This is a genomic window from Arthrobacter sp. Z5-13, from assembly GCF_056499105.1.
On the sequence record NZ_CP096460.1, the window covers coordinates 3,196,098 to 3,208,453 of the forward strand.

General features: G+C 58.3%; 9 protein-coding genes and 1 pseudogene. 3 read left to right on the forward strand and 7 right to left on the reverse strand.

Annotated features, from left to right (window positions below; translation table 11 throughout):
• Positions 1-3: 3 nt before the first annotated feature.
• From M1E02_RS14915 to M1E02_RS14925, 3 genes are all read left to right on the forward strand, one after another.
• The gene (locus M1E02_RS14915) at positions 4-858 is read left to right on the forward strand and encodes a CDP-alcohol phosphatidyltransferase family protein (RefSeq protein ID WP_479375010.1); all 855 of its coding nucleotides are present in this window, start codon (positions 4-6) and stop codon (positions 856-858) included.
• Positions 859-1,153: 295 nt separating this feature from the next.
• Positions 1,154-2,275, forward strand: coding sequence for an O-antigen ligase family protein (locus M1E02_RS14920; RefSeq protein WP_479375011.1), 1,122 nt, complete (start codon positions 1,154-1,156; stop codon positions 2,273-2,275).
• Positions 2,272-3,924 carry an oligosaccharide flippase family protein gene (locus M1E02_RS14925; RefSeq protein ID WP_479375012.1) on the forward strand — a complete coding sequence of 551 codons (1,653 nt, stop codon included), beginning with the start codon at positions 2,272-2,274 and terminating at the stop codon, positions 3,922-3,924. Before M1E02_RS14920 ends, M1E02_RS14925 begins: the two co-directional genes overlap by 4 nt.
• Before the next feature lie 163 nt (positions 3,925-4,087).
• Here M1E02_RS14925 and M1E02_RS14930 read toward each other — a convergent pair whose 3' ends face one another.
• The 7 genes and pseudogenes from M1E02_RS14930 to M1E02_RS14960 form a co-directional block, all read right to left on the reverse strand.
• A complete protein-coding gene (locus M1E02_RS14930; RefSeq protein ID WP_479375013.1) occupies positions 4,088-4,648 on the reverse strand; it encodes a glycosyltransferase in 561 nt (186 codons plus the stop codon).
• Positions 4,648-5,097 carry a PssD/Cps14F family polysaccharide biosynthesis glycosyltransferase gene (pssD, locus tag M1E02_RS14935; protein ID WP_479375014.1) on the reverse strand — a complete coding sequence of 150 codons (450 nt, stop codon included), beginning with the start codon at positions 5,095-5,097 and terminating at the stop codon, positions 4,648-4,650. The genes M1E02_RS14930 and pssD overlap by 1 nt, the downstream gene beginning before the upstream one ends.
• On the reverse strand, positions 5,094-6,296 hold the full coding sequence (locus tag M1E02_RS14940) for a hypothetical protein (RefSeq protein ID WP_479378252.1): 1,203 nt from the start codon (positions 6,294-6,296) through the stop codon (positions 5,094-5,096). Before M1E02_RS14940 ends, pssD begins: the two co-directional genes overlap by 4 nt.
• A gap of 36 nt (positions 6,297-6,332) precedes the next feature.
• A pseudogene (locus M1E02_RS14945) lies at positions 6,333-6,581 on the reverse strand (Wzz/FepE/Etk N-terminal domain-containing protein); the annotation flags it as partial.
• Between the two features lie 231 nt (positions 6,582-6,812).
• Positions 6,813-9,599, reverse strand: coding sequence for a LuxR C-terminal-related transcriptional regulator (locus M1E02_RS14950; RefSeq protein WP_479375015.1), 2,787 nt, complete (start codon positions 9,597-9,599; stop codon positions 6,813-6,815).
• A 144-nt stretch (positions 9,600-9,743) separates the two neighbouring features.
• Positions 9,744-10,214, reverse strand: a complete 471-nt coding sequence (locus M1E02_RS14955; protein ID WP_479375016.1) for an FAD synthase family protein — start codon at positions 10,212-10,214, stop codon at positions 9,744-9,746.
• Between the two features lie 35 nt (positions 10,215-10,249).
• A complete protein-coding gene (locus tag M1E02_RS14960; RefSeq protein ID WP_479375017.1) occupies positions 10,250-11,815 on the reverse strand; it encodes a sugar transferase in 1,566 nt (521 codons plus the stop codon).
• Between the last annotated feature and the right edge of the window lie 541 nt (positions 11,816-12,356).

Genomic DNA, 12,356 nt, shown 5'->3' on the forward strand with positions numbered 1-12,356 from the left:
ACAGTGACCCACCTGACACCCGAATCCCACGCACCCGGCCTTGCTGAACCCTCTATTCCAGCAAGGCGGCGCCCCGGGCAACGCGATCCAGCCCAACGCATCGTCAACACCCTTCGAGAGCTGGAGTCGGCACAAAAACCCGGGGACACGGTTCCCGCCTATACTCGCTGGGCCAACCGGCGTCTGGGCCGTTACGGCGCCGCTGTAGCCGTGAGGTTGGGGTGGACGGCCAACAATGTTTCCCAAGCGAGCGCCCTCCTGTCGTTGCTTGGGCTGACAGCCCTCATCGTTTTGCCCCCGGTGCCGTCAACTGGAGTGGCGGCAGCTTTTCTCTTCGCATCTGGTTACGTGCTGGACTCGGCAGATGGGCAGGTAGCCCGGGTGACTGGCACAGGAGGCCCAGCCGGGGAGTGGTTGGACCATGTGATAGACGCAGTGAGGGTTCCGGCCATCCATCTGGCCGTCGCCATCGGCGTTATCAGGCTCGAAGGCATCTCATCGTGGACTATCTGGATTCCGGTCATCTTCTGTTTGCTGGCTGTTGGGCATTTCATGGGCCAGATACTGGCCGAACAGCTACTCCGCCGCTCTGGCTCCGGTACAGGAGCCGAGACCGGCCCTGGCCCAGGTAGCGGCAGAGAACAGGCCGTTTCGGGGCGAAGTCTATTCCGCTCATTCATCATGCTGCCTATAGATTCCGGGATGTTGTGTTGGATTTTTCTTGCATGGGGCTACCCGGCCGTTTTCATGGGGCTCTATTCCGTATTGCTGCTGGCGAACGCCGTGGTTGTTCCTGTGTCTCTTCGCCGTAAATATCAGATGCTGCTCCGGCCGCTTCCCATCAGAGGCCAGGTATGACCGTCGCGGGGCGGCCCCGGCGGGTAAGTGTTGTCGCGGCTAAATGCGGGCGTGTGAACCAGTATCGAGGTGGCACTAAAGTCGTCGTTCTTGATTGCATTGGGAAGTGCGGGAGGGGGCTATGAAGCACGCGGCCCTGCTTGTCAGGCAGCGGTCATTCACTCCTCTCGTCCGTCACCGGCAGGCCATCACGTTTGTTTTACCGGCGTGGCCTATCCATATTCTGCTTGTCGGCTTTCCGCTCTGGTGGGCCCTGGGGGCCGCGCCCTTTGTCCCTATTCTGCTGGGCGCCATCATGGCCGGCCTGCTCGTCGCCCGCGGAAATACTTCTATTGTCCCCGGGTTACTGCCGTGGTTCGCGTTTCTCTGTTGGATTCTGGTTGCCGGCATCAACCTGCCGGACGGAGATACGACGATCGGCTATGTACAAAGGGTTGGCAACTTGATAGCTGTTGGCATCTTCATGGTCTATTACATCAATGCCAAGGAAAACCTCAGCCCTCGGAAGTTGCTTACCGGCTTGATGGTGGTCTGGGTGACAGTGGTTATTCTGGGAGTCTCGGCCATCCTCGCACCGGAATTTCGGCTCCATACTCCCGTCGGCGAACTGCTGCCCGCCTCGCTGAAACAGAATCCGCTCGTTTACGACCTGGTCTTCCCTCCCCTCGCCGAGATCCAGGAACCGTGGGGTGCCCCAGAGGCATACAACAGGCCAGCCGCGCCGTTTCCCTATGCGAACGGCTGGGGTTCCGCTTTTGTGCTGTTAACCCCAGTCGCACTTGCAGCCGCTACTTTGGCGCGTCAGATTTGGCTCCAAGCAGTCATACTCTGCTTACTTGCAGTGTCTTTTTGGCCTGCGCTGGCCACAAGTAACCGTGGGATGCTCCTGGGTTTGGCCATTTGTGTAATTTACGTGGCCTTCAGGATGGGAGCCCGCGGCCAAATTCTGCCCGTCCTTTCCCTCGCTTCGGCGGCAGCCGTTGTGGGCTTTGGCTTGATCTACACCGGGACGCTGGACCAGATCCTCGGCCGTCAGGAATACAGCGACAGTACATCCGGTCGGCTTTCTCTGTACTCAAGCACATTGACCGAGACATTGAAATCGCCACTTCTTGGCTGGGGTGCACCCCGGATGGATGAATCCATCGGCGTTTCCCGCGGCACGCAAGGTTACATCTGGATGCTGATGTTCTGTTACGGGTTCATCGGTTTGGCGTTGTTTCTGATATTCCTGATCGGCGGCATATTGCGGACGTGGAACAGCCATGGGACCAGCGGGCTGTGGCTGCACGGTGTGCTGATAGCCGCACTGGCAATCATCCCCTACTACAGCCTCGACGTGATGCAGCTGAGTACGGTTGGACTGACCTTGGCACTTTTGTTAAGGGCAAAATATACGGGCGAAGCCTTGGCATGAGCCAGCAGACCCTCGACCTCGGGCAACGAGCCCGCCTGGCCCGCAACGGAGCCTCTGCTTTCGCGGGTGTTATGTTCGGGGCCGGGCTGGCGTTTGCCACTACTGTGTTCGTCAGTAAGACCCTGGGCGATTCCGGTGCAGGCTCCTTCTTTCAGGTGGTGGCTTTGTTCGCCATTGCCTGCAGCGCCTGCACCTTCGGGGCTGATACAGGCATGGTCAGGACAGTTTCAGCCCAGCTGGCCTTGGGGCAGCAGCAGGAAATCTCCACCACTATTCGCATTGCCGTTTTTCCGGTGGTCATCTTCGGTGGGCTGATTGCCGGAGTGGTCTGGACTACAGCCCCTTACCTGGCAGGGCTTTCCAGCAACCCTGATTCACAAAACATCATCCGCACCCTTGCAATCTTTATCGTCCCCGGGGCGCTCATCAGTGTTCTCTTCGGCGGCCTGCGGGGATTTGGCAGGATTGGCTCGTTTACGCTGCTGCAAAATGTGGCGCTTCCCTGCCTGCGGCTGGTCGCGGTGGTGGCCGTGACCACCCTGGCAGCCGGCTCAGTCTTCCTGACGACCGCATGGGTGGCGCCGGTGGCTATTGTGCTACCACTGGCCCTCTGGAGCTTGTTCCGGGCGCTGCGTGCGCTGGGCGGCGTACCTGGCAAGGGGCCACGGACCAAAAAACAGGACCAGCCGTGGGTCCAGTCCCCCACCCGTACCCAAGACCTGGCCCAAGGTGCAGAGCAAAGCCGGCCAATCCTCACGCAGGCCAGTCGGTTCTGGACGTTCTCGAGTGTCCGCGGCGTCAGCACCATGCTGGAAGTGGTGCTCGAATGGATTGACGTCATCCTCGTGGGACTCTTCCTGGGCCCGGCTGCCGCCGGTGTATACGGCGTGGTCAACAGATGTATCCGGCTGGGTCAGATGACTGATCACATCGTGCGCATTGTGGTGGGGCCTGCGCTGAGCGCTGCATTGGCTGTAAAGGACCTGGGACAAGCGCAGGCTATCTATTTGGGGGCCACACGGATACTGGTGCTTGCTGCGTGGCCCTTCTATCTGACTCTCATGATCTGGGGCGAAACGATCCTTAGGTTCTTCGGCCATGGGTTTGAGGCCGGCTATCCGGCATTGCTCATCATTTCTGCTGCCATGTGCCTGAGCGTCTCCGCCGGTGGTGTTCAAAGCGTGCTGCTGATGGCTGGCCGCAGTGGATGGCAAATGTTCAATAAACTGGCGGCCCTCGCCGTGGCTGTCGCGGGAAACCTATTGTTGATTCCGCTCTTGGGGATCCAGGGTGCGGCAATCTCGTGGGCTGCGGCAGTTACGGTGGACGTGGCCCTGGCTACATGGCAAGTGCGAAGACACCTGAATATCCACATGTCGCTGAAGGCGTTGGCCTTCCCTGCAGTTCTGGCCCTGGCGCTGTTCGGAGCCGGTGGGGTTCTTAGCCATGGCTTCCTTGGCGATTCCCCGCTTATCGCGGGGGCCTGTCTAGCGGGTATCGGTGCAACCTACCTCGGGATCGTATGGCGATTCCGGAGTTTGCTCGGTCTGGGAAGGGCGCTGTCCGCATCAGAGGCTATCTCCGCAACAGAGGCTATCCAGGACAGGGATCCGCGTCAGGGTCCAAGAGTCGACGCCGAGACGACATAATGACGGGTGGATCTGGCGGCCGGGGAGGATCTGGCGGCCGCCAGCTCCCTCATTCCTCGCCAAAAGGCCAGCCTGGGATGCAGCCTGAACCGAAAACACAACGATCTTGGCGTCATGCTCGCCAGGATATGGGGCTTCTCGTTAAGTGGGATACCCAGGATGTTCATTTGCGCCTGATGAGCTGGCGGACGCGGCGTATCGCCATGGGAGCAGGATGGGCCTTGAGCCCCAGGATGGCTCTTTCAAGCTTCTCAGCGGCAGCGACGGCGTCGGCATGACGTGGCGGCGTCAGGACGGAGCCCGGATTTCTCAAAGCCGATTCAAGGGCGGCCACCATCTGCCGATATGTGGTGGCGAGGATCGCGTCCCCGCGGGCAGCCATGACCTCAGTGAAGGCGACCTGATGACCGTCTACGACTTCATGAAGCGATGGGACCCTAGGTACGGCTATAGGGATTTTTCCAACCTCGCGTACGTCCATGATGGATCCTGGACCACCTTGGACCACCACCACATCAGCCGATGCGTAGAGATCGAGAATTTGTCCTCGTGGCATTCGCGTAATACCCCGGGCCAATCGGGGCGGCCGGCTTGCCCCATACTGCACCAGGCAGTCCAACGGTTGTGGCTGACGCTCGAGCCACTCATCTATCCAGTCGACCAGCCGGTCGAACTTATGGTGATCGGTACCCAGCGATACCACCACCTTGGGCTCCCCTGCCATTACAGGACTGGTCCGATATTGATGGCGTCAGGATAAGTGTTGAGTTGTTCCTCCCACTGAACACAAAACACTTCGGACAGGGGGTAGCACATGCGTCCGCTCAACGTGGGCATGGTTATCCTGTCAAAGCATTCTATGTAGACGGTATGAATATGGAGCAACCGGGCCACTAAAAGAAATGGCACACCCACGCCAGCACCTACGGAGACCACCACATCAGGCCTAATGTGGCGCAGAGTAGGCCAGGCCAAAAAGAGGTTCCTGATTGCATTGGGTATGTTTCGGGTGGTGGGGAAATAGGCCCATGTGACGTCTTCGTCCTCCAGAGCAGCCTCCACTTCCGGCCGGCGGAAAGAGACCCACGATCTATTGTGTTTCCGCCACCAGCTTTCCAAGGGCAGAAGTTGTGCCAAATGTCCACCCGGCGATGTCACCAGCAAGATCTTCACGGTTTACTCCCTAATTTGCTGCGGTTCTCCGCTGTTTCCCATTGATCGAGATCCACGATCGGGGGAGTCTCTTGGTTCTCACGGGGCAGGACGGAGGCCTCGAAGAGCGCGGAGTTGCTGCGTCGCAAAGAGGCGGGCACAGCGGGCTTCACCAAGTAAGGAGCCGTAAAGGGAATGCTCGCTACTGTACGGCGCCCCGGAAAGCGGAGCCGTTGGAGCCAATGGAGGCTGGAACGATTGCTGAAGGCAGGAATCAGCGCGGCATCTGGCAGCGAGTCCAGGGCATCGATGATCGCACGAACCCGACGAAGCCGACTGCGCCGGCCCACTATGAGAACGATCGCGTCCACGCGGTCCCCCACTGCAGCTATCCTGCTACCGCTGAGTTGGTCTCCAAGGTCAAGCAGTACGAGGTCCCTGTGCTGCCAATGGTCCCGGACCGGGCGAGGCGGCCAGCCCCTGTCTACCGCTTCCGGGAAGATGCCATCTGCTGCAATGGCAAGTACATCAAGTCCTTGAGACGTCGCCAGATCTGCCAGATTATCCACCAGCCCGCATCTACCGGCGCCAGGAACAGTCACGATCCCCACCACCTTGACTTTGGCGTCCGCCGGGCGGGGTGTAATCCTGAGGATTAAGCGGAGCAGCCAACGTTCAGCCTCTTTTCCGTCCCGTCCTCCAATCCGGACAACGGGTTGTTCAAAGTACCCGGCGATCCTGACCGCGTAGCGGGCCCTTGGATCAGTTCGATCCCGCCAGAAAGCCAAAAAGAGGCCAAGGAGGGCTCCTCCCGCCACGCCCCCCGCTAGAAATACGGGCATCCCCAGAGACGAAGGCTGCTCCGGCGGATTGGCATAGCCGATTATCCGGCCCGGATTATCTGCGACTATGCTTAGGCCGATTCGCTGCTGGACCAAGGCAGACATTTGCTGCTGATCCTCAGCGGAATTCTCCAGGCCGGCAATTTGCTGATCAAGCTGTTTGATATAAGAGGCAGCCACCTGGGCCGCCCCCTGTGCCCTGAAGTTCAGGTAAGCTTTCGCAATTGCATTGGCGTGATCGGCAGCCGCATCCGGATCATTGTTAGTTACGCTGACCTGCAAAACCTGGGAGCCCGAGGGAGCTGCGGTTTCCGAGCTTCTTTGCAGCACCGCCGGAAGGACGTTTTCGCCAAGCTCCTTCGCGGCCAGTGAGGCCACCTCACTCGATCCCAGTATCGCCCGTTCAGTAGTGATATTTATCTGTTGATTAACGGCTGCCGACGAGAATGGGTTTGTAGTTATTGGCGCCACGGTCAGTGAGGCAGTGGCCGTATACTCCTGGGGGAGGCTGCTTGAATAGCTTACGGCCGCCAAGCTGCAAACTGCGACGGAACTAGCGACAACCATCCAACGGCGCCTCAAGCTGCGAAAGAAGTCGGAGACCCTGATCGTCGGGCCTTCAGGCTGATCCGACATATCGAACCTCCTCGGAACAGGAAACATAAGCGGTGGGTGAGACAGGTGAAGTGGCTGGGGTTAGGCACTTTGATTCGAGACCTTCTGCATATGCAGCTAAATCAAAGGCCTTCCTTAGCGCTACGAATGACCTGGGACTGAGACGCGAGTACGCCATACCTGACTTCTTTCTGGAACTACTCCCTGAAATCACCGGGACACGTACAACCGGCGCCATAGGCAGGAACACCAGGCCTCTGTTGACAGACGTCTCGGTAATCATGCGAAAGCCAGCCGTAGTTCGGCACGGGAGGCGACCTGCAGCTTTCCATAAATCTGGTAAAGGTGTCCCTCCACCGTTCGGATCGAAATATGCATTTTTGCGGCAATAGTCCGGTTGCTTACTCCCGCGGCGGCCCAAGCAGCAACTTCCTGCTCACGTGCTGTTAAGGAGGCACCATCTTCCTTGGAATGCTTAATGCCATTAAGGTTCTCGAGGCTTGAACGAATAAGCTGCTGGGCAATCCTTATAGCGGTTCGGTCGCCTGCATCGGTGGCTGCTTTCACGGCTGCTCTGCCTGCGTCACGGGCAAACAGATTATCTCCATGGGCAATCGCGGTCTCAGCAACCAGGCTCAGCAGGGATGCGTCGCCGTTTCGGATGCCTGTCCCGAAGTTCCTGCATTGCCGGGACAAAGGACTGTCGATGCTGGATGCCAGGTTGATCAGACGTTGGGCGCCGCTAGCAGCCCCCAACCTGACTGCTGCAGTGAGGAAGAAAAGTTCAGCTGTTAGTGCCCCTTTAGCATGTTCCTGATCTGCCAATGTGAACAGATTTTCTATTGCCCTGTCTTTGGAGGCAAGCTCCGCAGAAGTGAGCATTCTGAAGTAGGCGCCGACGCTGTAAAGAATCTGTGGACTGCTTGTGCCTTTGGGTTTCCCCTTGTTCAGAAAATGAAGAGCGCGGTCATTGTCACCTTGCAGGGCGTACGCGTATGCGGTGCCTGTGTACGCCAATGTGGACAAATCAATCCGGCCTAATTGATTGAGCTGGCTGGCAGCAGGCAACAAACACTTGAGAGCCTTCTGCGCTTGCCCCCGGGAAGCCCAAAGGAGTCCTGCACCCAGTTCGTCCAAGGCGGCGGCCAGGGCCCCTACCCGCGTGGAGGGGTACGGACCCCTGTCAGCAGTGACGCCGTGAGGGTAAGAAGCTCCGCTCAGAATGGCGAGCACGATGTCCGTAGCGGCGTCATCCCCTGACGGCGGCTGTACCTCGTCGTCAAGTTGGAGGTCCAGGGATTTGAAGATCCGAAGGCCGGAACTCTGGCGTCCGGTGAGGGCCAGCACCTGGCACAGAAGGACAGCTGCCTGCTGTCTGTTACTACTACTGCGGCCTGATTTACAGACGTTGACCAGAGGTGACTCACAGTCCTGGTATCGGCCCTCGTGGATTGCATGCTCGACCTGGGCCAGATCCAGTCTTTCTTGAAGCTCCATCAACTGGGCGGCATCCATGCCGGCTTCTTCATGTATCTGGCTGAGCGTTTCAGAGGCCTCCGCCAGAATTTTAGTGAGGTTCATGGGGACTGATTCGTGCCCCATCGAAAGCCGGAACCACATCAGCTGGATTTCGATCCAGCACTTGGCCGGCATCTCTGCCGTAGCCGTACCTACGTTCATCAGCAAGGACCGAACGGCCCCGGTCTGGCCGAGGGCCAGCAAGGCCTGCCCCTCTTCTACCAACGATTCGTAGCGGTACTGGGAGTTCCGCAGAACCGGGATAAGAGCCAAGGCGTCTTCAGGATTACCGGATGAGTTCGCGAATCGAACGGCAGCTAAAACCAGCTTGTCTGCTATCGGCAGGCCACAATTGACAGACCAGTGAGCCAAGGTCAACTCATCGATCTGACGGTCATCAGACTTTGCGAGCTTTGCCGCTGCCGAGCGGTAGAGCTCACGGCTCCTGCTAATGGGAACCTGGCTACGAACAATGCGGGCAACCAATGAATTGGAGACCCTGGCCAGGGCGGACTGGCCACCCGTCACTTCAACATAACCTCGTTGTTCGAGCGAATTTATAGCCAACGGATCTGTAACGCCCATCAAGAGCTCAAGGGTCATTCCTCCTGACAAAGACAGGACATCCATAACAAGTTGTTCCCGTTCGGAAAGACCTGCCAAGGACGTCAGCACGGTGTCCGTGACAATCCCGCTGTACCTGAAAGGCTCCCCCGACATAACCCACACGCCATCCGTCTGCACAATAGAGGAAGCGGAGATCTGCTCCGGTAGGAGAACTTCTGCTACGCGAGGGTTCCCCCCGGTAGCCCCCCAGATTGCCTCGCTGACTGACTGCGAAACCTTTCCATCAAGGGCTGCCTCAAGCCATTCGGCTGTTTCCTGCTTGGTGAAGGGGTCAACTTCAATTCTGCGCAGAAGTCCGTCTTTCCAGAGCCCGACTATGGCCTCAGGCGCCTGCAGCGGGTCCTCGCAGGCTGCTAACAATTGAACGGTCCCATTTGCGGTAAGTTGACCCACTACCAACGCCGCAAGATCATCCAGATTATGCACGTTGTCAACGCAAAGAATGATGCTGCGACCGTTCGCCCTGCTCCGGAGCAGGCCGGTTATGCCGCGTAAAACTGCCAGAGGATTTACTACCACAGCCTCATCCAGGTCATTCAGCAGCGAGCTGAACGCGCCGTAGGGCATCCGTGAGGCCACAGAACTGCCACGGATACTGACTGTATAGGCGGAATCATTCAGCTGCTCCACCACTTTTCGCATCAGGTATGTCTTGCCCGTGCCGTATTCGCCAACGAGGATGGCGCCGCATCCCTGACTACGGGTCAAAATCATAATCGTGTCGTCTATGAGCGTTTGACGAGCGTACGTGGCACGTTCAATCTTCTGCCGGATACGGGATATTGAATCCTGGGCGACGCTGAACTGTCCCGCTACAGCAGCACCTGTTTGCAACATCGTGACTTCCTCGTGTTCAGTCGGGAGAGCTGACTTCAGCTTACGAACGTCCACTACGAGGGACATCAGTATGGAGTACTCCATTTCCCCGTACCACTCCAAGAAGAGAAAGCAGGTGTACTCAGTAGTTGGCGAGTGCCGGGGCTTGGAAAGCAAGTAGTTTTATGGAGACAGCCAGGAATGAAAACGGCATACCGAGAGCTGTGACTCCCAGAGTCGCCTTGGGTCTCAGGCACGAGAGCGCGGAACTCCGTTCAGCCGCTGTACCGGATCGCCGGACTGATTGATAAGTTCCAGGGCAGTTCTCAACACCGTGCTTGACGTGTGAACTGTGTAGGGGAAGTAGACAACTTCCACACCTACTTGGCTGAGGGCAACCTCAATCCGCTGCCCTTCGGGGGTGCCGCGCCAGTCGTCCCCTTTAAAGTAGACGTTGAAGCCCAGCTCCTCCCAGACCGCCAGCTTATCCGTGACAACCTGGGCGAATACTTTGTCCACGTAACCGATGTTCCTGACAATTTCCAAACGTTCTGCGAATGGAACTACGGGAAGTCTGCCTTTCACTTGCTCAACAATCTCATCAGAAACAACTCCCGCGATAAGAAAGTCGCATTGGCTCTTGGCATGCTTAAGTATGTTGAGGTGTCCTACGTGAAACAGGTCAAAAACACCAGATGCATAACCGATCCTGAGACCCACGTCTGCTCCTTCCGCTTCCGGCCGGCAAGCGGCCCTTAGTAGGCTCCGACCGGCTTCAGGAGCACTTTGACAGTCCGCCAAAGAATCATGATGTCGCCGGTCAGCGACCAGTTTTCGACGTAGTAGAGATCCCAGCGGACGCTCTCGTCCCAGCCGAGGTTCGATCTCCCGTTTATTTGCCAGAGTCCCGTTATTCCGGGCTTGATCAGGAGGCGACGGCGGACGTCGCCTTCATAGCCCTCCACTTCTGAAGGAAGTTGCGGCCGCGGTCCCACCAGGCTCATGTCCCCTTTGAGGACATTCCAGAACTGCGGCAGCTCATCCAGCGAGTACTTCCGCATCCATAGTCCGCATTTGGTAATGCGGGGATCGTTCTTGATCTTGAATAGCAAGCCTGCAGCTTCATTCTGGGCGCGCAGATCAACAAGTTCAGCTTCAGCCGTCTGAACCATCGAGCGGAACTTGACCATCCGGAAGCGTTTGCCGTTCAGCCCCACTCTCTCCTGCAGGAAAAGGACGGGACCACGGCTGTCTATTGCGATAATCCCTGCGAGGATGCAGAACACCGGCAGTAAAAGCACCAGGGCACCAACGGCAGCGAGGATGTCTACAAAGCGTTTGAGCGTGTGCTTCCCGCCGGTGAACTGCGGCAGCTCCACATGCATCATCGGGAGACCTTCCACCGGGCGCCAGTGGATCCGTGGGCCAGCGATGTCGGTAAGGCTCGAGGCCAGGACAAGGCCTGCACTGGTTCCCTCCAACGCCCAGCCCAGCCGCTTAATCGCTTGGGTTCCTCCCGGCAATTGGCCTGCCACCACAACCGCGTTTGCTCCCGAGGCTTTGACCTGCGTGGCAACGGTGTCTATCGAGCAGAGAACAGGAACCCTTGTGGCGGAAATCTGGAGATACGCGTGTTCAAAGTCCGACGGCAAAGCTGCCCCAACCACTTCGTAAGCCGCTCCCGAAACCTTGCCGAACTGGCGGACGACATATTCGACGTCGTTCCGTTCCCCTACCACTATGACCTTGGACAAATAGTGCCCGAATTGCCGCTGCCGGTTCAACCAAGCACGCCATTGCCAGCGGCTCAGGAGGAGTAAGAGTGCTCCGCCTGGCAGCGCCAGGGCGAAGTAGCTGCGGATCACTTCAATGTCCAGAACGAGTACGACGATTGCGATTCCGCCGAAAATGCCCAAAGTGGCGTCCAGGACGCGCTTGTACTCTTCGGAACCGACGCCCAGGACAGTCTCATCACGGGTCCGATGGATTTCCAGGGCCAGAATCCATGCGATCAGGATGCAGATGCTAACGGTCAGATACGGCGTTCCGGCGTCTGTACTTTGAAACAGTGCATCACCGGTCTCAAACCGGATGCCGTAAGCAACACTTACAGTACCGGCGATGATGGCAGCGTCGGTAGCGCGAAGCCACCTGCGATACCGCTTCGCCCAGGACCGGCCCGAATCCACCGCAACCGGCGGCGTACCGTCGGAAGACCAAGTAGGGGACCCTCCGGCCAAGGCGAGTGACTTGGCAAGGCTACGGCCAAAACGTCGCTGTCTCACCCCCGCCTTTGTGGGAAATTCGTCGACGGCGCTCATTGGTGCTCCCCCACAAAGCAAGCTGTTGAGGGCACCAGCTTCTGAGACCGTTTAAGGGAGCCGACGACGACTGGGGGGAGAGCCCTGGTCTCAGGAGGCTCTGACGCCGTCGGCTCCGACCGAGGGGCGCGGGTGCCGGAAAGGACACTGCGTGGTTCCAGGGAGGAAGGCGAGAGTGGAAGGGACCCGCCTGAACGGCAGGTCTGAAGTGCGATGAGTGAAGGTGCCTTGTGGGAAAACTTCACGCCCGAGATGCGAAGCCTGATTTTGGGAACGATGGATTCCCGGAGCTTATTCATCCTGAGACCATTCTGGGTAGGTTCCACTGGATTGCCTCCAGTCAACCGCCTCAGTCGCATTGGGGCATCGGTAGTGGTTACCCGACTTCTTAGGACCATAAGACTGCGTACTACTTGCATGTACTCAGTTACGGGCGGAAGGCTTTCCCACAGCACCCCGGAAGAACGCGTTTTACGCCCGGATTGGGGATAGCGAGGCCGATCCGCTTCAACGCGTACTCACCTGCAGGATCTGCTGCCCG